At 70.9% G+C, this 21,874-nt stretch carries 19 protein-coding genes; 5 read left to right on the forward strand and 14 right to left on the reverse strand.

Translation table 11 applies throughout. The features are described from left to right. Positions 1-40: 40 nt before the first annotated feature. Complete coding sequence (locus KR546_RS00470; protein ID WP_238442731.1) at positions 41-2,572, reverse strand: ATP-dependent Clp protease ATP-binding subunit; 2,532 nt, start codon at positions 2,570-2,572, stop codon at positions 41-43. 424 nt (positions 2,573-2,996) lie between these two features. Between KR546_RS00470 and KR546_RS00475 the strand changes: the two genes are divergently transcribed. Continuing rightward, on the forward strand, positions 2,997-3,962 hold the full coding sequence (locus KR546_RS00475; RefSeq protein WP_238442732.1) for an oxidoreductase: 966 nt from the start codon (positions 2,997-2,999) through the stop codon (positions 3,960-3,962). A gap of 94 nt (positions 3,963-4,056) precedes the next feature. Here the strand turns inward: KR546_RS00475 and KR546_RS00480 are convergent, their stop codons facing one another. From KR546_RS00480 to KR546_RS00515, 8 genes are all read right to left on the reverse strand, one after another. Further along, positions 4,057-5,148, reverse strand: coding sequence for an ABC transporter ATP-binding protein (locus KR546_RS00480; RefSeq protein ID WP_238442733.1), 1,092 nt, complete (start codon positions 5,146-5,148; stop codon positions 4,057-4,059). Further along, positions 5,145-6,308 (reverse strand): ABC transporter ATP-binding protein, encoded by a 1,164-nt coding sequence (locus KR546_RS00485; protein ID WP_238442734.1) that lies wholly within the window; start codon positions 6,306-6,308, stop codon positions 5,145-5,147. The genes KR546_RS00480 and KR546_RS00485 overlap by 4 nt, the downstream gene beginning before the upstream one ends. A 12-nt stretch (positions 6,309-6,320) precedes the next feature. Next, on the reverse strand, positions 6,321-7,154 hold the full coding sequence (locus KR546_RS00490) for a carbohydrate ABC transporter permease (protein ID WP_238442735.1): 834 nt from the start codon (positions 7,152-7,154) through the stop codon (positions 6,321-6,323). Beyond that, positions 7,151-8,110, reverse strand: coding sequence for a carbohydrate ABC transporter permease (locus tag KR546_RS00495; protein ID WP_238442736.1), 960 nt, complete (start codon positions 8,108-8,110; stop codon positions 7,151-7,153). Before KR546_RS00495 ends, KR546_RS00490 begins: the two co-directional genes overlap by 4 nt. A 160-nt stretch (positions 8,111-8,270) precedes the next feature. After that, positions 8,271-9,689 (reverse strand): extracellular solute-binding protein, encoded by a 1,419-nt coding sequence (locus KR546_RS00500; RefSeq protein ID WP_238442980.1) that lies wholly within the window; start codon positions 9,687-9,689, stop codon positions 8,271-8,273. A gap of 132 nt (positions 9,690-9,821) precedes the next feature. After that, a complete protein-coding gene (locus KR546_RS00505; protein WP_238442737.1) occupies positions 9,822-10,586 on the reverse strand; it encodes a glucose 1-dehydrogenase in 765 nt (254 codons plus the stop codon). Then, a complete protein-coding gene (locus KR546_RS00510; protein WP_238442738.1) occupies positions 10,586-11,146 on the reverse strand; it encodes a DJ-1/PfpI family protein in 561 nt (186 codons plus the stop codon). Before KR546_RS00510 ends, KR546_RS00505 begins: the two co-directional genes overlap by 1 nt. A gap of 130 nt (positions 11,147-11,276) precedes the next feature. Continuing rightward, the gene (locus KR546_RS00515) at positions 11,277-12,056 is read right to left on the reverse strand and encodes an alpha/beta hydrolase family protein (RefSeq protein WP_238442739.1); all 780 of its coding nucleotides are present in this window, start codon (positions 12,054-12,056) and stop codon (positions 11,277-11,279) included. Between the two features lie 76 nt (positions 12,057-12,132). Between KR546_RS00515 and KR546_RS00520 the strand changes: the two genes are divergently transcribed. Continuing rightward, on the forward strand, positions 12,133-12,813 hold the full coding sequence (locus KR546_RS00520) for a GntR family transcriptional regulator (RefSeq protein WP_238442740.1): 681 nt from the start codon (positions 12,133-12,135) through the stop codon (positions 12,811-12,813). A 3-nt stretch (positions 12,814-12,816) separates the two neighbouring features. Here KR546_RS00520 and KR546_RS00525 read toward each other — a convergent pair whose 3' ends face one another. From KR546_RS00525 to lysS, 3 genes are all read right to left on the reverse strand, one after another. Then, the gene (locus KR546_RS00525; protein WP_238442741.1) at positions 12,817-13,455 is read right to left on the reverse strand and encodes an LOG family protein; all 639 of its coding nucleotides are present in this window, start codon (positions 13,453-13,455) and stop codon (positions 12,817-12,819) included. Continuing rightward, a complete protein-coding gene (locus KR546_RS00530) occupies positions 13,452-14,183 on the reverse strand; it encodes a flavodoxin family protein (protein WP_238442742.1) in 732 nt (243 codons plus the stop codon). Before KR546_RS00530 ends, KR546_RS00525 begins: the two co-directional genes overlap by 4 nt. Positions 14,184-14,269: 86 nt before the next feature. Further along, the gene (gene lysS, locus KR546_RS00535; protein WP_238442981.1) at positions 14,270-15,805 is read right to left on the reverse strand and encodes a lysine--tRNA ligase; all 1,536 of its coding nucleotides are present in this window, start codon (positions 15,803-15,805) and stop codon (positions 14,270-14,272) included. Positions 15,806-16,051: 246 nt separating this feature from the next. Between lysS and guaB the strand changes: the two genes are divergently transcribed. Both guaB and KR546_RS00545 read left to right on the forward strand, forming a co-directional pair. Continuing rightward, positions 16,052-17,512, forward strand: coding sequence for an IMP dehydrogenase (gene guaB, locus KR546_RS00540; RefSeq protein ID WP_238442743.1), 1,461 nt, complete (start codon positions 16,052-16,054; stop codon positions 17,510-17,512). 60 nt (positions 17,513-17,572) lie between these two features. Then, positions 17,573-18,124, forward strand: coding sequence for a TMEM165/GDT1 family protein (locus tag KR546_RS00545; RefSeq protein WP_238442744.1), 552 nt, complete (start codon positions 17,573-17,575; stop codon positions 18,122-18,124). On the opposite strand, the gene KR546_RS00550 is transcribed toward KR546_RS00545, so the two are convergent. After that, positions 18,125-19,498, reverse strand: a complete 1,374-nt coding sequence (locus tag KR546_RS00550) for a serine hydrolase domain-containing protein (protein WP_338019056.1) — start codon at positions 19,496-19,498, stop codon at positions 18,125-18,127. It lies immediately after the preceding gene. Positions 19,499-19,656: 158 nt separating this feature from the next. Here KR546_RS00550 and KR546_RS00555 point away from each other — a divergent pair, with 158 nt between their 5' ends. Beyond that, on the forward strand, positions 19,657-20,703 hold the full coding sequence (locus tag KR546_RS00555) for a Leu/Phe/Val dehydrogenase (protein WP_238442745.1): 1,047 nt from the start codon (positions 19,657-19,659) through the stop codon (positions 20,701-20,703). On the opposite strand, the gene purM is transcribed toward KR546_RS00555, so the two are convergent. Beyond that, complete coding sequence (gene purM, locus KR546_RS00560) at positions 20,700-21,755, reverse strand: phosphoribosylformylglycinamidine cyclo-ligase (protein WP_238442746.1); 1,056 nt, start codon at positions 21,753-21,755, stop codon at positions 20,700-20,702. The genes KR546_RS00555 and purM overlap by 4 nt on opposite strands. Between the last annotated feature and the right edge of the window lie 119 nt (positions 21,756-21,874).

Raw genomic sequence — 21,874 nt, forward strand, 5'->3', positions numbered from 1 at the left:
GCCATGGGGGCCGGGGTCGTGGTGTGGTGGTCAGGAACTGCTAGACGGCTTCCTCGCCACTGTCCGAGTCGTCGCCGCCACCGCCGGCCAGCTCGACCGGGGGGACGTCGGGCGCCTCGACGGCCTCCACCGAGCGGAAGGTCACGCTGTCGGTGTCGGGGTCGACGTCGGCCACGATCAGCTCGCCCGGCGTGAAGTCGCCGAACAGGATCTGCTCGGACAGCTTGTCCTCCAGCTCGCGCTGGATCGTGCGACGCAGGGGCCGGGCACCCAGCTGCGGGTCGAAGCCCTTGTCGGCCAGCCACCCCTTCAGGTTGTCGGTCAGCTCCAGGTCCAGCCCCTTGGCGGCGAGCTGGGTCTTGACCCGGCGGATCATCAGGTCGACGATCGACTTGACCTCGGCCCGCGACAGCGGGTGGAAGGTGATGACCTCGTCGATGCGGTTGATGAACTCGGGCCGGAAGTGCTTCTTCAGCTCGTCGTCGACCTGGCGCTTCATCTTCTCGAACATCGAGTCGTCGTTGTTGGCCGCGAAGCCCACGGACGGCGACGTGAGGTTCTTGGTGCCGAGGTTCGAGGTCATGATCAGGATGGTGTTCTTGAAGTCCACCGTGCGACCCTGGGCATCGGTCAGGCGACCGTCCTCGAGGATCTGCAGCAACGTGTTGAACACGTCCGGGTGGGCCTTCTCGACCTCGTCGAACAGCACGACCGAGAACGGCTTGCGTCGCACGGCCTCGGTCAGCTGGCCGCCCTCGTCGTAGCCGACGTAGCCGGGCGGCGAGCCGATCAGGCGGCTGACCGTGTGCTTCTCCATGTACTCGGACATGTCGAGGTGGATCAGCGAGTCCTCCTCGCCGAACAGGAACTCGGCCAGCGTCTTGGCGGTCTCGGTCTTGCCGACCCCGGACGGGCCGAGGAAGATGAACGAGCCACCCGGGCGCTTGGGGTCCTTCAGGCCGGCGCGGGTGCGCCGGATCGCCTTGGAGACCGCCTCGATCGCCTGCTCCTGGCCGATCACGCGCTTGTGGAGCTCGTCCTCCATGTTGCGCAGCTTCTCGGTCTCCTCCTGGGTCAGCTTGACCACCGGGATGCCAGTCCACACCGAGAGCACCTCGGCGATGGTCTCCTCCTCGACGGTCAGGACGGTGTCCATGCCCTCGGAGCGCCACTCGGACTCGCGCATGGCCTTGCGCTCGGTGAGCGTCTTCTCCTCGTCGCGCAGGGAGGCGGCCTTCTCGAAGTCCTGGTCGTCGATCGCCTCCTCCTTGGCCACGCGTGCGGCCTCGATCTCGGCGTCGAGCTCGACCAGGTCCGGGGACTTGGTCATCTTCTTGATGCGCAGACGCGAACCGGCCTCGTCGATCAGGTCGATCGCCTTGTCGGGCAGGAACCGGTCGGAGATGTAGCGATCGGCGTACTCGGCGGCGGCGACCAGCGCCTCGTCGGTGATGGTGACGCGGTGGTGGGCCTCGTAGCGGTCACGCAGGCCCTTGAGGATCTGGATGGTGTGCTCCATCGAGGGTTCCTCGACCTTGACCGGCTGGAAGCGCCGCTCCAGGGCCGCGTCCTTCTCGAGGTGCTTGCGGTACTCGTCGAGGGTGGTGGCCCCGATGGTCTGCAGCTCGCCACGGGCCAGCATGGGCTTGAGGATCGACGCGGCGTCGATCGCGCCCTCGGCGGCGCCGGCACCGACCAGCGTGTGGATCTCGTCGATGAACAGGATGATGTCGCCTCGGGAGGTGATCTCCTTGAGCACCTTCTTGAGACGCTCCTCGAAGTCACCGCGGTAGCGGCTGCCGGCCACGAGGGCACCGAGGTCGAGCGTGTACAGGTGCTTGTCGGCCAACGTGTCGGGGACGTCGTCGGCGGCCACGAACTGGGCCAGCCCCTCGACGATCGCGGTCTTGCCGACGCCGGGCTCGCCGATCAGCACCGGGTTGTTCTTGGTGCGACGCGAGAGGACCTGCATGACCCGCTCGATCTCGCGGTGGCGCCCGATCAACGGGTCCAGCTCACCATCACGCGCGGCCTGGGTCAGGTTGCGGCCGAACTGGTCGAGGACGGTCGAGCCCTCCTTGGAGGCCCCGGACGACGGACCGACACCCGCACCCGCCTTGTCGCCACCCTCGCTGGCCCCGCCGGACAACAGCTGGATCGTCTGCTGGCGCACGCGGTTGAGGTCGGCGCCGAGCTTCTGCAGGACCTGGGCAGCGACGCCCTCGCCCTCGCGGATCAGCCCGAGCAGGATGTGCTCGGTGCCGATGTAGTTGTGGCCGAGCTGCAGCGCCTCGCGCAGGGACAGCTCGAGCACCTTCTTGGCACGCGGGGTGAACGGGATGTGGCCGGCCGGGGAGGTCTGGCCCTTCCCGATGATCTCGCTGACCTGCTCACGCACGTCCTCGAGCGAGATGTTGAGGGACTCGAGCGCCTTCGCGGCGACCCCCTCACCCTCGTGGATCAGGCCCAGCAGGATGTGCTCGGTCCCGATGTAGTTGTGGTTGAGCATCCGCGCCTCTTCCTGGGCGAGGACGACCACCCGTCGGGCGCGGTCGGTGAAACGCTCGAACATGTCCATGCTCCTGCCTCGCAGACCCGGTCGATCGGTGGACCCACGTGCATCGTAAACGGCGGTGGCGGCACCTGTCCCATCCGGTCACCGAACGGGGGATGCCGATGGCGGCACGTCGCGGGGGCGACGCCGAGTGGGAGGGCGGCGCTGCCCCTGTCAGTCATTCGGTTCAACGGACCGTACGGACTGCCCATTCCGCACCGCCAGCCGCCTGCGCCGCAGGCGCGCAGGTGACCTGGTGGCCCGCCGCGCAGGGCCACGGATCCGCCGGCGTCCACCATCCGAACGTCCGGGCCGCCACCACCCGCCCTGTCGCGGCCGGCCGTACGGTACGAGCATGCCGGTCCGGCCGCCGTGGGGGACGTCGCGATCGGGTCGACCGTCGTGCAGGCGGCATGCAGGGGTGACTTCCGAGGAGGCCGAGATGGGCTGGACGACCGGCGACATGCCGGCGCAGCGTGGGCGGACGGCCGTCGTCACCGGTGCCACGTCGGGACTCGGCCGCTCCACCGTGGTCGCACTCGCCCGGGCCGGGGCCACCGTCGTGCTGGCCACCCGCGACCCCGACAAGACCGCGTCGGTCATGGCCGAGGTGCGCGCCGGGATCCGCCGTGCCGACCTCCACCACGTCCACCTCGACCTCGCCGACCTGTCGTCCGTCCGGACCGCCGCGGACGACCTCCACGACCGGTTCGAACGTCTCGACCTGCTCGTCAACAACGCCGGCGTCATGAACACGCCCCTGCAGCGGACCGCCGACGGCTTCGAGTTGCAGTTCGGCGTCAACCACCTCGGCCACTTCGCCCTGACCGGCCTGGTCGTCGACCTGCTGGCCGATGCGGCAGACCCGCGGGTCGTGACCGTGTCGTCGGGCGCCGCCCGGATCGGTCGGATCCGATGGGACGATCCCAACTGGGAGTCCGGGCGCTACTGGTCCTGGCCGGCCTACGCACAGTCCAAGCTGGCCAACCAGCTGTTCGCCCTCGAGCTGCACCGTCGGCTGCGGGCCGCCCGCTCCCCGATCGCGTCGCTGGCCGCCCACCCGGGGTTCGCGGCGACCGACCTGCAGGAGCGCGGTCCGAGGATGCGTGGGGGCGTTCGTGCCCGGTTGACCACTCCGCTCATGCGGGCCGGTAACGCGCTGTTCGCACAGAACGCCGACATGGGGGCGCTGCCCCAGTTGTTCGCCGGGACGGCCCCGACGGCCGCGTCCGGCCACTACTACGGCCCCGACGGCGCCTTCGAGCAGCGCGGCACCCCGACCGAGGTCGACGTCGTCCCGGCCGCACGCGACCGCGCGGACGGACGGCGGTTGTGGGAGCTGTCCGAGCACCTCACCGGCGTGGCGTGGGACCTCCCCGACGCCGCCTCCTCGGTTGGGGCTGCCTGACCGTCAGAACCGCACACCTGCGGTGGACACGACGTCCGGCCAGGTTGGAGTTCCTCGCTCCGCTCGGAACGTCCAGCGTGATCCCAGAGCGGGGTCAGGTGGTGACGGGGGCGTGCTCCTGGTCGCGGACGGCCAGGCCGGAGTCGTGGTCGAACAGGTGGACGCGGTCCACGTCGACGGCCAGTCGCACGGCCGAGTCCAGCGCCGGGTCGGCGTCCGGGGCCGCCTTCACGCGCACCAGGTCGTCGCCCACCTGGACGTCGACCAGGCAGCGGTCACCCAGCGGCTCGACCGCGTAGACCGTGCCGGCCAGGGTGGCGTCACCGTGCTCGGCGGTCAGCGACATGTCCTCCGGCCGCACGCCCAGCTGGAAGCGCCCGGAGCCGGCGGGCGCGGTCGGCGGTGCCGGCACCTGCCATCCGGTCTCGCCGCGCAGCACCCCGTCCTCCAGCGTGCAGTCGACCAGGTTCATCCTCTGGGCACCGATGAAGGTCGCCACGAAGCGGTTCGCCGGTCGGTCGTAGATGTCGGCCGGGGTCCCGACCTGCTGCAGGCGACCGTGGTCGATGACCGCGACCTGGTCGGCCATGCTCATGGCCTCGGCCTGGTCGTTGGTCACGTAGAGGAAGGTCGCGCCCAGCGTGCGGTGCAGGCGCGTCAGCTCGGCGCGCATCTCGACCCGCAGCTTCACGTCGAGGTTGGTCAGCGGCTCGTCCATCAGGAACGCCCTGGGCTCGCGCACCAGGGCCCGGCCGAGGGCGACCCGCTGCTGCTCGCCGCCGGACAGCTGCTGGGGCTGGCGGTCCAGCAGGTGGTCGATGTGGAGCAGCGAGGCGACTTCCCGGATCCGGCTGTCCGCGGTGTCGGCGTCGATCCGCCGGGCACGCAGCGGCGAGGCGATGTTCTCGCGCGCGGTCTGCTTGGGGTACAGGGCGTAGCTCTGGAACACCATCGCGAGGTCGCGCGCGGACGGCGCGGCGCCCTGGGCCGGCTGACCGTCGAACGAGACCGACCCCTCGTCGGGCGTCTCGAGCCCGGCGATCAGCCGCAGGGTCGTGGTCTTGCCGGCACCCGACGGCCCGAGCAGGACGAAGAACGCGCCGTCCTCCACGTGCAGTGACAGGTCGTCGACGGCCTGGGTGTCACCGAAGGCCTTGGACACGGCGTCGAGGTCGATGGCACTCATGGCGTCCCCGCGTCGGCGCCGGAGTGCGCCGGGTCGGTGCTGACGGACCGGTCGGTGGCGTCTGGCGTCGACGCCTCGGCCGGATCCTCGGGCGGCTCGGTTCCCAGGGCCCGCCCACTCTCGCTGTCGTACACCCGCGGCTCGAAGCGGGCATGGTGGTGCACGGTGACCGCGTCGCCGTCACGCCACGGTGCGGTGGGGGGTTCGCGCACCGACAGCAGCTCGCCCTCGACGTCCACGACGTAGATCGTCTCGTCGCCCAGCGACTCGGTCGCGACCACCTGGCCCGGCGCGCCGTCGTCGTCCGGGCCGACCAGTCCGAGCCACTCGGCCCGCACCCCGGCGACCAGCCCTGTGCCGGTCGCGGCGGCGGGACGGGGCAGGCGCAGTCCGGCCGGACCCACCAGGGCCTGGCCGTCGACCCGGACGTCGAACAGGTTCATCGGGGGCGTCCCGATGAAGCCGGCCGCGAACAGCGTGGCCGGGTTGCGATAGACGTCCAGTGGTGCACCGACCTGCTCGAGCCGGCCGTTGTTGACGATCCCGATCCGGTCACCCAGGCTCATCGCCTCGACCTGGTCGTGGGTGACGTAGACCATCGTGGTGCCCAGCTCGGCCTGCAGGTGCTTGATCTCGGTGCGCATGTCGATGCGCAGCTCGGCGTCGAGGTTGGTCAGTGGCTCGTCCATCAGGAAGGCCTGCGGGGCCCGCACCAGCGCCCGCGCCAGGGCGATGCGCTGCTGCTCACCTCCGGACAGACGCGAGGGCTTGCGGTCGAGCAGGTCGGTGATCTTGAGCATCTCGGCCGACGCGGCCACGCGGCGCTCCACCTCGCTGGCGGCGACGCTCTGGGCCCGGAGCGGGAAGGCGATGTTGTCGCGCGCCGAGAGGTGGGGGTACAGCGCGTAGAACTGGAACACCATCGCGATGTCCCTCTCGCCGGCGCGACGGCCGTTGACCAGCTGGTCGCCGATGCGGATGTCGCCGCTGGTCTGGTGCTCCAGCCCGGCGATGCAGCGCAGCGTCGTGGTCTTGCCGCACCCGGAGGGGCCGAGCAGCACGAACAACTCACCGTCGGCGATCTCGAGGTCGAGATGCTCGACGGCGACCGTGCCGTCCGGGAACTGCTTGCGCAGCCCCTCGATGTGGATGCCTGCCATGCGGGATCTCCTCTAGCGGCGCACGGCGCCGAAGGTCATGCCGGCGACGAGGTGCTTGCGGACCAGGAACCCGAAGGCCAGCACCGGCAGGGCGAAGACCATGGCGGCGGCCGCCACCAGGCCCCACGGTGTCGACTGGCCGCCGAGCAACCCGGCGATCGCCGGGGGCACGGTACGTGCCGTCGAGCCGGTCAGGAACACCGCGAACGTGAACTCGTTCCAGGTGAAGATCATGCTGAACACCGCCGTGGCCAGGATGCCCGGCACGAGCAGCGGCAGCGACCCCTGGCGGAAGGCCTGCAGGCGCGAGTAGCCGTCCATCATGAGGGCGTCCTCGTACTCGCCCGGGATCTCGTCGACGAAGCCCTTCATCATCCAGATGGTGAACGGCAGGTTGAAGGCCGTGTAGAGCAGGACCAGCCCGGTCCGGGTGTCGTACAGCCCGGCCCACCGGTACATCACGAACAGCGGGATGACGACCACGACGGGCGGCATGAAGCGGGTCGACAGGATGAAGAACAGCTGGTCCTTGGCGCCCTTGAGGTCGAAGCGCGAGAACCCCCATGCCGCGGGGACGCCGATCAGGGTCGCCAGCAGGGTCGCCAGGGCGGTGATGATCACCGAGTTGGAGAAGTTGGTGACCAGGTCGGAGGCACCACCGGCGGCCGACGTCGAGACGAACACGTCCCGGTAGTTGTCCAGGGTCGGCGTGAAGTCGAAGACGGTGGCGGCGTAGACGTCCTGGATGTCCTTGAGCGACGTGATGAGCATCCACACCGCCGGGAACAGCATGAGGACGACGGCCAGCAGGAGCAGGCCACCTCGGAGCGCGCGGGCCGGCCTCACTTGGCCTGCACCCGGGTCAGGTACTTGACGTAGAACTGGGTCGCGATGGTCACGACGATCACCATGAGGATTCCGTAGGCGGATGCGACCGCGGTGTCGGAGTTCTGGAACGCGATCTTGTACAGGTGGTAGGACAACGTCTCGGTGGACGATCCCGGCCCGCCGCCGGTGACCACGTAGACGATGTCGAACAGTCGGAACGCGTCGATCGCGCGGAACATGATCGCGATCAACAGCAGGGGCCACACGAGTGGCAGGGTGATGTGGCGGAACTTGAACCACTCCGAGGCCCGGTCGATCTCGGCGGCCTCGAACAGGTAGTCGGGCACCGCGGTCAGCCCCGCGAGCGCGATCACCATGATGAACGGCGTCCACTGCCACGAGTCGACCACGACCAGGGAGAACAACGCGAGGCGTGGCTGGGTCAGCCACAGCACCTGGCCGACCCCGACCGCCTCGAGGAAGCGATTCACGACCCCGAACTGCGAGTCGAGCATCAGCTTCCAGAAGGCCCCGACGACGACCGGCGACAACATCATCGGCAGCAGCAGGAGCACGGTCAGGGCACCTCGGCCACGCTGCTGGCGTGACAGCAGCCAGGCGATGCCGAACCCGACCAGGGTCTGCAGTCCGACCGCCGCGACCACGAAGATCAGGGTGGTGATCGCGCGCTCCCAGACCTGGTCGGAGGTCAGCACGTCGACGTAGTTGCCGAACCAGACCCACTCGATCGGCTGGTTGCGGGTGGCCGAGTACGTCGAGAACGACAGCACCACGGCCCACAGCAACGGGAACAGGAACAGCCCGACCAGGAAGAGCATGGCGGGTGCCACCGACAGGCGGGCGATCCACCGGTCGGTCAGGCGGCCCGAGCGGCGGGCGACGGGCGGGGGCTCGAAGTCGGGGCCCTCGTCAGAGGGCTCGGCCGACGTGGCCACCGAGGTGGTCTGTGCCATGCGTTCGTCGACTCCTGGGGGGTTCGGGGACTCCGGCGGTGGAACTCGGGAAGGGGGGTGCAACGGCGCCCGCTGCCCGGATCACCGGACAGCGGAGGCCTCGTCGGGGGGAGGGGTCGTGTCCGCCCGTGGACGGACACGACCCCGGTGGGCCCGGCAGCTACAGGCCACCCTCGCGGATCTCGTCCATCACCTCTTGTTGCTGGGAGGCGATGTTGTTGAGCGTGTCCTCGGCGGACTGCGTCCCGGACAGCATGGCGTTGGCCTCGCTGTTGTGGATGTCGAGGAGGCGGAAGTACTCGGGCATGTTCCAGAAGTCCTTCAGATCCTCGACCGACTCGACGAACGCCGGGTTCCAGGGACGTGCGCTGAGGAACTCGTCGGACTCCAGGGCCGCGGTCTGGGCAGGAACGCCACCGAAGGCACCCCAGGCCACCTGGACCTCCGGCTGCTGGAACCAGGCCAGGAAGTCGAGGACCTCCTGCTCGTTCTCGGTGTAGGCCGAGACCGACATGCCCATGCCGCCCAGCGAGACGATCTCGGTCTCGTCGGTCGGGACGCGGGCGAAGCCGAGCTTCTCGAGGATCTCCTCCTCGGTCTCACCGAGCGCACCCGACACCTCGGGGGTCTGGAGACCCTCGAGACCGGCGACCCAGTTGAAGCCCATGCAGGTCTGGCCCTGGGCCATCGCGGCGTTGACCTCGGAGATGAACGCGGTGCCGACGAACCCGGGCGGGGTCAGCGGGAGCATCTCGTCGGTCAGCTGCGTGGCCGCCTCGATGTTCTCGGGGGAGTTGAGGATCCCCTCGACCTGGAGCTCCTGGGGGTCCCAGATCTCGCCGCCGTGGGTCCACAGCTGCGTGTTGAGCATGACCGCAGCCTCGTCGGAGCCACCGGAGCCGTGGAAGGCGAGGCCGTACATGCCCTCGTTCTCCTCCTGGCACGCCGCGGCCTTGTCGATCATCTCGTCCCACGTGGCGGGCGGCTCGCCGATCAGGTCCTTGCGGTAGACCAGCACGTAGGAGTCGGCCAGCGCCGGAAGTCCGTACAGGTTGCCGGCCGGGTCGTACAGGCCGTCCTCGGCACGCGGGTACTGGCCGTAGGCGGACAGCAGGTTCTGCGGGTAGTCGTCGGGGTTGATCGACTCGGCCGCGAACTCGGTCAGGTCGAGCACGTGGCCGCCCTCGACCGCCTCACCGATCCACTGCGAGTCCAGGATCGCGATGTCGAAGTCGGTCTGGCGTGCCGCGAACTGGGTGAAGATCGCGTCGTGCCACTGGGGGTTGGGAACCGCGTCCATCGAGATGGTCACGTTCGGGTTGACCTTCGAGTACTCCTGGTTGGCGAAGTCCTCCAGCAGCTGGGCGGGCGCCCACTCGAACCAGACGACGCTCAGCTCGACCGGCTCACCGTCGCCGGCGGCGGCGGTCTCGGTCTCACCGGTGCCCTCGTCGGCCGGTTCCGTGGCGTCGTCCGTGCCGGCCGTGGTCTCGGCCTCGGTCCCGGTCGCGTCGCCGCTGGTGGGATCGCCGCTGGCGTCGTCGTCGCCGGAACTGCATCCGGCGAGCACGACGAGCATGGCCGTCAACACGACCCCCCATCGCCGTAGTGTTGGTGTCCTGCGCATACCCGTGCTCCTTGTGTGGTCAGCTCCTGCGAGCTCTGTCGTTTCTTGGCTCCCCCGAGCTCGCATGTGCGAGCGCAGGCGCGGTCAGACGTCCCGGCCTCCATCGACATCGAGGCCGATTCCCGTGACCATGGCGGCCTCGTCAGAGGCCAGGTAGACCGCCGCCCAGGCGATGTCCTGGGGGGTGGAGAGTCGTCCGAGGGGGATGGTCGCCTCGAAGGCCTTGCGCGCCTCCACGGGGTCGCGGTCCCCGGAGAAGGCGCCCAGCATGCCGGTGTCACCCATCACGGGATTGATGGCGTTCACGCGGATGTTGTGGGGCGCGAGTTCGAGTGCGAGGGTCTTGGTGAGGTTGAGTGCGAAGCTCTTGGAGGCGTTGTAGATGCCCAGTCCGGGACGTGGCCGGACCGCGGCGGTCGACGCCGTGTTGAGGATCACCCCGCCGCCCTGGCGCTTCATCGCGGGCACGACGGCGCGGCAGCCGGCGAACACGCCGTACATGTTGATGCGGGCGATCCGCTCGTACAGCTCGTCGGTCGTTTCCTCGATCGGCGTCGGCGACATGGGGATGCCGGCGTTGTTGAACATGATGTCCAGCTGGCCGTACTCGTCGACGGTGCGTGCCACCATCGCCTCGAGGTCCGCGGTGCGCGTGACGTCGACGATCTCGGGTCGCGCCCGTCCACCCACACCGGTGATCTCGTCCGCGACGGCCTTGGCGCTGTCGCCGTCGATGTCGGCCACCACGACGGTGGCGCCCTGCTCCGCGAACAACCGGGCCGCCCCGGCGCCGAACCCGGCGCCGGACCCCGTGATGATCGCGACCTTGCCCTCCAACCGACCCGTCATCAGGCGTTGCCTGCCTTGGCGAGGACGTCCATGAAGGCGCGCGACCACTCGGGCAGGTCCGGCCAGCCGGTGCAGGACACGACGTTGCCGTCGACGACGTCCTTGCCCGCGTCGAAGGTCGCGCCGGCGTTGACGAAGTCCATCTCCAGGGGCGGGAAGCCCGACACGGTGCGACCGTCGAGCAGCCCGAGAGCGGCGGGCACCTGGGTGCCGTGGCAGATCAGCCCGACCGGCAGGTCCTGCTCGAAGAAGTGGGTCGTGATCCGGCCGACGTCGGGATCCATGCGGATGTACTCCGGGGCACGACCACCGGGGATGACCAGGCCGAGGTAGTCGCCCTCCTCGACCTCGGAGAAGGCCAGGTCCACGGGCAGGTGACGGCCGGGGCGCTCGGTGTAGGCGTCCCAGCCCTCCTCGAAGTCGTGCACGACCAACTTGACGATCTTGCGGGTGGGCGCGGCGACGTCGACCTGGTAGCCCGCTTCGCGGAGCCGGTAGATCGGGTACATCGCGTCGAGGTCTTCGCAGGCGTCCCCGGTGAGGACGAGCACGCGGTCCATGGCGTCTCCTCGTTCTAGAAGGCTGGCTCCCGGCCTTCGACCGGAAGATTGTCGACAATCATAGAAAGAACGCGGACCCTGTCAAGGGTTTCGACCAAGTTTCGTCGAGATCACCACCACGTGGCGGCGTTCACACCTCGGGGAACTGGGCGACGATGTCCTGCCAGACGGCCGAATCGGGCTCGATGACGGGAAAGTGGTCGGCGCCGGAGAACTCCAGGAGGGTGACGTCGTCGCCGGCGGCGCGGGCCGCGTCCCGGTGGGCGCGGGCGTGGCGCAGGGGGACGTGCTGGTCGGCGTCCCCGTGCGCGAGCAGTTGCGGGACCCCCAGTGGCAGGTGCTCGGCCGGCGACGCGACGTCGTAGCGGTCGCCCACCTCGTCGGGGGTGCCACCGAGGAACTCCACGGCCGCCCCCTCCCCCAGGCTGTCGTCGGCGGCCGCACGCAGGTCCGCCACGCCGGCGAGGCTGACGACCGCGGCCGGCACGACCGTGGGCCGCGCACCCGGGGCGCCGTCCGGCAGGTGGGGTCGCGCGGCCGTCCACAGCGCGAGGTGGCCGCCGGCGGAGTGGCCGATGGCCACCACCCGGTCCAGGTCGAGCGGTTCCTCGGCGGCCACCTCGGCCAGCGCGTCCACGCCCGCGGCGACGTCGGTCAGCGTGGTCGGCCAGCCACCACGACCGCCGACGCGGCCGTACTCGAGGTTCCACGTCGCCCAGCCCCGCGCGGTGAGGTCCTCGGCCAGGGGCGCCACCATCTCCAGGGTCCGGTGGGCCCGCCAGAAGCCCCCGTGCACCACGATCGCGACCGGGGCCAGACCCTGGACGCCGGTCGGCAGGCGCAGGTCCGCGACCTGGTCGGGCGCCGTACCGTAGGTGATCCGACGGACGGTGTCGGGAGTGGATGTCATGTGCTTTCCTCCAGTTTGTTGACGATCCTACAAAGAGGTGCTCTCCTGTGGGGGTCGGCTGGATGAAGGAAGCCCGATGTCGGAGTTCGAGCCGGTCGCCCGTCGATCCACGCCGGAGATCATCGCGGACCAGCTGCGCGAGCGCATCCTCGACGGGACGCTCGAACCCGGGACCCAGCTGGGCGAGGCGGCCCTGGCCCGGAGCATGGAGGTCAGCCGCGGACCCATCCGCGAGGCCATGCAGCGACTCATCCAGGAGGGCCTGCTGGAGAACATCCGGCACCGCGGGGTGTTCGTCATCGAGCTCGGTCCGGACGACATCGCCGACATCTACTCGGCGCGAAGCTTCCTCGAGCGGGCCGCGGCCGAGGCGTTGATGCAGCGCCACGACCAGGAGGCGCTGGACACCCTCGCGACGCTGCTGGACCGGATGGAGCAGGCAGCCGACGCCAAGGACTGGGGCCGGCTGTCGGACCTCGACCTGCGCTTCCACGAGACGATCGTGATGGCCTCGCACAGCATCCGACTGGGCCGGATGTTCCACACGCTGATGGCCGAGACCCGGATGTGCCTCGCGGCGCTGGAGCCGGCCTACCCCCGGCCGCACGACATCGTCGACGAGCACCGGGCGATGTACGCCGCGATCGAGGCCGGTCGTCGCGAGGAGGCGCTGGAACGCATCGACGCCCACATGGCCCGCGCCCAGCGCAAGCTCGCCGCCACCCCCCCGGCGACCAGCGAACTTGCGGGAGCCTAGAAGTCACTCTCCGGCGAAGTGGTGGCGGAGGAAGGTGGTGACGGCGGCGGGGTCGGCGGCGACCTCGTAGCCGAGATGGGAGGGTGCGCGGGCGTCGCCGCGGGCGAGCATGCCCTCGCGGGCCATGACCTCGACCTGTCCCAGGAACGGTGACCAGAAGCCCCCGTGGTCGAGGAAGACCAGCGGCCGCTCCAGCCCGGCGACCCGGCGCCAGGCCAGCACCTCGATGGCCTCGTCGAGGGTCCCGAAGCCGCCCGGCAACACCACGAAGGCGTCGGCGCTGCCCAACAGGACGGCCTTGCGCTCCGCCAGGTCGGACGTGACGACCAGTTCGTCGGCGTCCACGTCGTGGATGCCCACGTCGACGAACTGCTGCAGGGTGACCGCGACGACCCGCCCTCCGGCCGCACGGCAGGAGTCCGCCAGCGACCGCATCATCCCGGTGAGGGTGCCGCCGTACACCAGGGTCCAGCCCCCGGTCCCGATGCGCGTGCCCAGCTCGTCGGCCAGCTCGCGGTAGTGCGGATCCACGTCGGCAGCCGACGACGCGAACACGGCCACGACGGGGTCGCCGTCGGCGGCGGTGGCGGTCGTGGCCAGGCCGGCGGCCACCACGCCGGGGTCCGCCACCGGGTCGCTCATCGGTACTCCGGGTTCGGGGCGTGGGGCACCGTCCCGGCGTCCCAGTCCTCGCCCACGTTGCCGAACGCCGGGATGCCACCGTTGTCCACCAGCATCCGGGCGGTGTGGAGCAGGTTCCAGGTCATGAAGGTCAGGTTGCGATTGGTGAAGTCGTTGTCGAACCCGATCGGCACGTCACCCTCCTCGGGGTCGTCGCCGTAGCTCGGACCCGGCCCGACCTCGCCGATCCACCCCGCGTCGGCCTGGGGCGGGATGGTGTAGCCCAGGTGCTGCAACGCGTACAGCAGCCCCATCGACACGTGCTTGACCCCGTCCTCGTTGCCGGTGACCAGCACCCCGCCAGCGCGGCCGTAGTAGACGTACTGGCCCGCGTCGTTGGTCTGCCCGGAAGCGCTGTAGAGCCGCTCGACCACCCGGGTCGCGATCGAGGACCGCTCGCCCAGCCAGATCGGCGTCCCCAGCACCAGGATGTCGGCCGCCAGGACACGGTCGAGCAGGTCGGGCCATGCGTCGCTGGCGAAGCCCTGCTCGGTCATGTCCGGCTGGACACCCGGCGGGATGTCCTCGTCGACCGCCCGGAACTGGTCGACGGTGACCCCTGCGGCCTCCATGATCGCGATGGACTTGTCCATCAACGTCTGGGTGTGCGACGTCCCCGGGGAGCGGGTCAGCGTGCAGTTGACGTACATCGCGGTCAGGTCGTCGTAGTCCGCCGGAAGCTCGGCCATGGTCCATTCCTGTCGGTCGTCGTGCCCCGCGCACCGAACCTACTCCCGACCGCCCACCTCCCCACCCCACGGATCGCCCGGGCAGGTCAGGAGGTGGGGGTCTCCGGGCGGAGGGTGGGGAAGAGGATGACGTCGCGGATGGACGTGGCACCGGTCAGGAGCATGACCAGGCGGTCGACGCCCAGGCCCAGTCCGACCGTCGGGGGCATGCCGTGCTCCATGGCACGCAGGTACGGCTCGTCGACGAACATCGCCTCGTCGTCCCCGGCCTCGCGCGCCGCGGCCTGGGCCTCGAAGCGGTCTCGCTGGTCGTCGGGGTCGGTCAGCTCGGAGAACCCGTTGGCGAACTCGCGACCGACCACGAACAGCTCGAAGCGCTCGGTCACGTGGTCCTTGCTGCGGTGGCGACGTGCCAGCGGCGAGATCTCGACCGGGTACTCGGTGACGAAGACCGGATCCCACAGGGTCTCCTCCACCAGTTCCTCGAACAGCCCGTTGACGAGCCGGCCCGCCCCCCAGTCGGGTTCCCAGGCGACCTCGTTGAGGTTGCACACACCCCGCAGCTCCTCGACGTCGTCGTAGGACACGTCCAGCCCGGTCGCGGTGCGCACCAGGTCGAGCATCGTCACGCGGGCGAAGGGACGCTCCAACGACACGTCGCGGAGCGGGGACTGCTCGTCGGTGGCCGCGTCGGATTCCTCGACCACCACCGGGTCCGCGAACCGGTCGGGGTAGGTGATCGCCAGGGTCCCCACTGCCTCGGCAGCACGCCGGACCAGGCCCTCGGCCAGCTCCATCCCGTCCTCGTGGTCGCCGTAGGCCTGGTAGGACTCCAGCATCGTGAACTCGGGGTTGTGCCGGGGGCTCATCCCCTCGTTGCGGAAGCTGCGGTTGAGCTCGAAGACCCGCGACATCCCGCCCACGACCAGCCGCTTGAGGTACAGCTCCGGCGCGATGCGCAGGTACAGGTCGGAGTCGAGCGTGTTGTGGTGGGTCACGAAGGGTCGTGCGGTCGCGCCACCCGGGATGGGGTGCAGCATCGGCGTCTCGACCTCGACGAACCCGCGGTCGACCATCTCGTCCCGCAGCGCCCGCAGGATCGCGGCTCGCTTTGCGAACACGCGTCGGGTGTCGGCGTTGACGACCAGGTCGAGCTCGCGCTGGCGGGACCGGGTCTCGACGTCGGCCAGGCCGTAGTACTGGTCGGGCAGTGGGCGCAGCGCCTTGCCGAGGACGACCAGCTCGCGGGGACGGATCGACAGCTCGCCACGACGGGTCACCATCACCTCGCCGACGACGCCCAGCCAGTCCCCGACGTCGACCACGTCGGTGAAGGTGGCCATGCCGTCCTCGCCCAGGGCGTTGACCTGGACGAACAGCTGGACCTCGGTGCCGTCGTCGCGCAGCGCCCCGAAGGCGAGCTTGCCCTGTCCGCGTCGCGCCACCAGCCGTCCCGCGACGGTGACCTCGTCACCGGTCTCGGCGCCGTCGTCGAGGTCCGCCCACTCCGCCCGCACCTCGGCCAGCGAGTGCGTGACCGGCCAGACCGGTGGATGGGGATCGATCCCCTCGGCGCGCAACGCGGCGACCTTGTCCCGACGCAGCGCCATCTGGTCGGACAGCCCGGACGCACTGGTGGCCGTGCCGGGGTCGTCGGCGGTCGCGGCGGGGTCGTCGGACATGGCAGGTCTTCTGCTCGGCACGGTCACGGGAGCGCTGCGCGGGGCCGGGCGAACGCCGGCGGGCGGACGACCCCGCACGGTAGTGCACGGGGCGCGTCGCGTACGCTGCGCCCAACGTCCCGACGGGTGCCGCGCGATCGTCCGACCGACCCGGCAACCCTGCGCTCCACCGGCGAGGTCCACCCCGTGAACAAGATCCTCGGCACCGCCTTCTCCTACGACGACGTCCTGCTGGTTCCCCGCCGGTCGGGGGTCCTGCCCGACCAGGTCGACACGACCAGCGCGTTCACACCGTCGATCCGCCTCGAGATCCCGATCGTGTCGGCGGCCATGGACACCGTGACCGAGGCCCGCATGGCGATCGCGCTGGCCCGCCAGGGCGGCATCGGCGTGGTCCACAAGCGCCAGTCCATCGACGACCAGGTGCGGATGGTCCGCCAGGTGAAGCGGTCCGAGTCGGGGACCATCACCGACCCGGTCACGGTCACGACCGACGCCACCCTCCAGGACGCCGAGGACCTGATGGCGCACTACCGGATCTCCGGCGTGCCGGTGGTCCACGGCGACAACGTCCTGGCCGGGATCATCACCAACCGGGACCTGCGCTTCGAGACCGACTTCAGCCGCCCGGTCACCGAGCGCATGACCGCGCAGAACCTGGTCACGGCGAAGGTCGGCACCGACCTCGAGATGGCCAAGGAGACCCTCCGCGAGCACCGGATCGAGAAGCTGCTGCTGGTCGACGACGACGGGCGACTGGCCGGCCTGATCACGATCAAGGACCTGCAGAAGGCGATCGACTATCCCCGGGCGACCAAGGACGAGCAGGGACGACTCCGGGCCGCCGCCGCGCTCGGCGTGTCCGCCGACCTGCACGACCGCGCCGGGGCCCTGGTGGAGGCCGGGGTGGACGCGCTGGTGCTGGACTCGGCCCACGGCCACTCCGAGGGGATCCTGGACGCCCTCGTGGCGGTCAAGGAGCGCTACGACGTCGAGGTGGTGGGCGGCAACGTCGCGACCGCGGACGGCGCCCGGGACCTGGTCGAGCGCGGGGCCGACGCCGTCAAGGTCGGGATCGGGCCCGGCTCGATCTGCACGACCAGGGTGGTCACCGGGGTGGGTGTCCCGCAGCTCACCGCCGTCCTGGAGTGCGTCCAGGCGGCCGGCGACGTCCCGGTGATCGCCGACGGTGGCATCAAGCAGACCGGCGACGTCGCCAAGGCGCTGGCCGCCGGGGCGGGCACGGTCATGATCGGCTCGATGTTCGCCGGCACCTACGAGGCACCGGGCGAGGAGGTCCTCCACGAGGGCCGACGCTTCAAGACCTACCGGGGCATGGGATCGCTGGCCGCGATGAGCGGCGAGTCGTCCTCGGCGGACCGCTACTTCCAGGACCCCAACGCCAGCAGCAAGCTGGTCCCCGAGGGCGTGGAGGGCATGGTCCCCTACCGCGGCCCGATGGGCGACATCGTCCACCAGATCGTCGGTGGCGTGCGCTCGGCCATGGGCTACTGCGGCGCGCCGGACATGGCCACGTTCGGCTCGGCGACCCGGTTCCACCGGATCACCCAGGCGGCCCTGCGCGAGTCGCACCCGCACGACATCCGGATCACCCGCGAGGCGCCGAACTACACCACGTCGGACTGAGCCCCGAGCGGGACCACCGCGCGCCCGACGCACCCCCCGACCTTCGACCGGAGGACCTCCATGGAGGCCGTCCTGACCGCACTCGGCCTGGTGTTCCTGGCCGAGCTGGGGGACAAGACCCAGCTGGTCGTGCTGACGATGGGCGCCGGCCGCAGGCTGGTCCCGACCCTGGCCGGCCTGCTCGCGACCATCGCGCTGCTGCAGGGCATCGCCGTCGGGATCGGCAGCCTGGTCGCCGAGGCCGTGCCGGACACGGCCCTGGGCATCGGCTCCGGGCTGTTGTTCCTGGTCTTCGCGGCGTGGACCTGGTTCGCGACCGACGACGCCGACGACGACCCCGGCCCGCCCGGCACGCTGCTGGCGTTCCTGGCGGCCTTCTTCGTCGCCGAGCTGGGTGACAAGTCGAGCCTGGCCACCGCACTGCTCGCGACCACAAACGACGCCTTCGCCACGTGGCTCGGCGCGACGCTGGGGTTCTTCGGTGCCACCGTCGTCAGCCTCGCCGCCGGCACCTTCCTGCGCAGCCGGGTGCGCCCGACCACGCTGCAGCGGGCCGGCGCGATCGCCTTCCTGGTGGTCGGGATCGTGACCCTGGTCACGACGCTCGCGTGATCAGGAGCCAGTGGCCGAGATGGCGCCGGTCAGCAGTGCCTCCAGGCCCCAGTCGATCCCGGAGAAGTCCGTCGTGAACCCCAGGCGGACCACGACCAGGTCCTCCGACGGGACCACCACGACCTGCTGGCCCTCGTTGCCCGACGCCCAGTAGGCGTCGGCGGGCACGCCGGGCATGCGCAGGTCGCCGTCGGCGCCCTCGTTGAGCCACCAGTGTGCGCCGTAGGGGTTCTCGGTCTCGAGCTCGACCGGCGTGGTCGTGGCCTCGATCCAGTCGGTCGGCAGCAGCTGCTGGCCCTCCCACTCCCCCTCCTGGAGGAACCACTGGCCGAACCGGGCCCAGTCACGCGCGGTCATGTACGGAAACGACGAGCACACCAGCCCCCCGGACGCGTCGGCCTCCATGACGGCCGAGGTCATCCCCAGGGGGTCGAAGACCAGGTCCCGGGCCAGCTCCAGGCCCAGTTCCGAGGCGTCCTGGGCCTCGTCGCACACGATGTTGGACGTGCCCGACGAGTAGGACCACGCGGTGCCGGGGTCGTCGGCCAGCGGCTTGGCGGCGGCGAACTCGGCCGTCGAGCCGGGGCGGAACAGCATGTTGGTGGCGTCGGTGTCGGGGTCGTAGGTCTCGTCGAACGCCAGCCCCGACGTCATGTGGAGCAGTTCGGCCATGGTGATCTGGGCGCGAAGGTCCCCGGCCCACTCCTCCCGCAGGTCGGCGTCGTCCAGGGCCATGCGGCCGTCGGCGACCAGGCGCCCGACCACGGCGTTGGCCACCGACTTGCCCATCGACCACCCGAGCAGCGGCGTCTGGGCATCGAACCCGTCGGCATAGCGCTCGGCGACCACCCGGCCATCCCGCACGACGACGACCGCCCGGGTGTTCTTGCGCAACCCGTCGGGTGCGTCCTCGACGAAGGCGTTCTCCACGGCACGGTCCAGGGCGGCACCGTCGACCCCCGCCGCGTCGCGGGCGGCGTCGAGGTCGACGGCCTCGCCCAGCGGCCACTCGGCCGACGGGTCCGCGACCGCTGCGGCCTGGAGCGGCGCGAAGCCGGGATCGGCCGTGGCCAGGGTGCAGCCGACGCCCGGCGTGTACCAGGCCGTCGAGTCCCACAGCCCGAGCAGGCTGGCGGACACCGTCCCGGCATCCTCGTCCACCTCGGTGCGCAGGAACGGGACGAGCGGGTTGTCGGGCAGGTCACCGGCCGCGTCGTCGAGCGGTCGTCCGGCCAGCAGGTGCCCCGAGCAGGCGGTCTTGGCGGCGTAGCCGGTCGCCACCGGGGCGATCGGACCGAGGTACCACGCGACCCCGCCGACCAGGACCGCGACCAGGACGACCACGCCGACGACGACCAGGCGTCCACGTCCCACCACGTCTCCTCGGCTCGTGTCGCCCGGGTGGTGGCGCACGCTAGCCGCCGACGTGTGCCGGGGGGACGCGACCCTCGTGGACCGTAGGATCGGGGAGCACGGGTGGTCCGTGGGACACCGGCGATCCCGGTGGCGGACTCCCGGCGGGAGCCACCACCATGATCTTCGACAACGTCGACGGCCACGAACTGGTCGTCTTCGCCAACGACGAGGCAAGCGGTCTGCGGGCGATCATCGCCGTGCACTCCACGGCCCTGGGACCGGCGCTCGGCGGCACGCGGATGCGGCCCTACGCCACCGAGCACGAGGCCCTGGCCGACGTCCTGCGCCTGTCACGGGCGATGTCGCTGAAGAACGCGGCGGCCGGCCTGGCCCACGGCGGGGGCAAGGCCGTGATCATCGCCGACCCCGCGACCGACAAGACGCCAGCGCTGTTCGCCGCCCACGGCCGCGCCATCGACGCCCTCGGGGGCCGCTACGTCACGGCCTGCGACGTCGGCACGACTCCGGCGGACATGTCCGCGGTCGCGACCACGACGCCCTGGGTGACGGGCCGCCCCGCCGACGAGGGCGGGGTCGGCGACTCCGGCGTGCTCACGGCCCACGGGGTCGAGGTGGGGATGCACGCGGCCGCCCGGCACCGGTGGGGCAGCGAGGACCTGGCCGGTCGCCACGTCGTGGTCCAGGGCCTGGGCAAGGTCGGTGGGCGGCTGGTCCGCAGCCTGCTGGACCAGGGTGCCACCGTCACGGTCGCGGACGTGGACGCCGCCGCGGTCGCCCGGGCGGTCGAGGCCGGAGCACGGGCCGTGGGCGTGGACGAGGTCATGGCGGTCGAGGCCGACGTGCTGTCGCCAAACGCGCTCGGCGGGGTCCTGAACGCCTCGTCGATCCCCGACCTGCGGGTCGAGATCGTGTGCGGCGGTGCGAACAACCAGTTGGCGCTCCCGGACGAGGGTGCCCGGATGCTGGCCGACGCGGGGATCCTCTACGCGCCCGACTACATCGTCAACGCCGGCGGGGTGATCGCGGTGTCCGACGAACTGCACCCCGACGGCCACTCCGAGGAGCGGTGTCGGGTGGCCGCCGACGAGATCGCGACCACGCTCGACGCGGTGTTCGCCCGGGCGGAGGCGTACGGCATCACCACCGAGCAGGCCGCACGCGAGTTCGCGACGGAACGCATCGAGAACGCCTCGACCGCCTAGGTCCAGGGGCCGTCGAGGACCACGCGAGCGTGGTCGTCGGTGGGGCGGACCCGACCGAGCACCCAGGCGTCGGTGCCGCCGGCCGCCAGCCGGTCGACCACGGCGTCGGCGTCGGCGTCCGCGACGACGGCCACCATGCCGACCCCGTTGTTGAAGGTGCGCCACATCTCGTCGGGTGCCACCGGGCCACGCTCGGCCAGCCACCGGAACACGTCCGGCCGCTCCCACGTCGTGACGTCGATCGTGGCGGCGAGGTGGTCGGGCAGGACCCGGGGGACGTTGCCGACCAGCCCGCCCCCGGTGACGTGGCACAGGGCGTGGACGTCCACCCCGGCCCCGAGCAGGTCCAGCACCGCGGGGACGTGGATGCGGGTCGGCGTGAGCAGGACCTCGCCCAACGGTGCGACGAGCCCGTGCGTCGCGTCGAGGTCCAGGTCGCCCACGATCCGCCGCACCAGTGAGTAGCCGTTGCTGTGCAGCCCGGACGACGCCAGCGCCACCAGCACGTCGCCGTCGCGGACCCGGTCGGGTCCGAGGATCGCGTCGCGCTCGACCACGCCGACGCCGAACCCGGCGAGGTCGAACTCGTCTGGTCCGAGCAGGCCCGGGTGCTCGGCCGTCTCCCCGCCCACCAGGGCACAGCTCGCCTGCACGCACCCCTCGGCGATGCCGGCCACGAGTGCCGCGACGCGGTCCGGGTCCAGTCGCCCGACCGACAGGTAGTCGTTGAAGAACAGTGGCTCCGCACCGGTCACGACCAGGTCGTCCACGACCATCGCCACCAGGTCGATCCCGACCGTGTCGAGCACGCCCGACCGCCGGGCGAGGTCGACCTTGGTGCCCACACCGTCGGTGCCCGACACCAGGACGGGGTCGGTCCACCGCCCCTGGTCGAAGGCGAACAGTCCCCCGAACCCGCCGATGCTCGACAGGACCTCGGGGCGGCGGGTGCGCTCCACGTGGCGGCTGACGAGCGGGACCGACGCCTCCGCTGCATCGAGGTCGACGCCGGCGTCGGCGTAGGACAGCCCGTCGGGGTCGGGTGCGGTCACGGCATGGCCTCGAGGATCCGACGGCACGGGACGCGGCCAGCCTAGGCCGGCTGCAGCACCACCCCCGCCACCGGACCGGGTGCCGTCGCCGGGCGCGGCGCGAGCGAGCCGTAGCCTCG

The organism is Salsipaludibacter albus, from assembly GCF_019798055.1.
Taxonomy (GTDB): Bacteria; Actinomycetota; Nitriliruptoria; order Nitriliruptorales; family Nitriliruptoraceae; genus Salsipaludibacter; species Salsipaludibacter albus.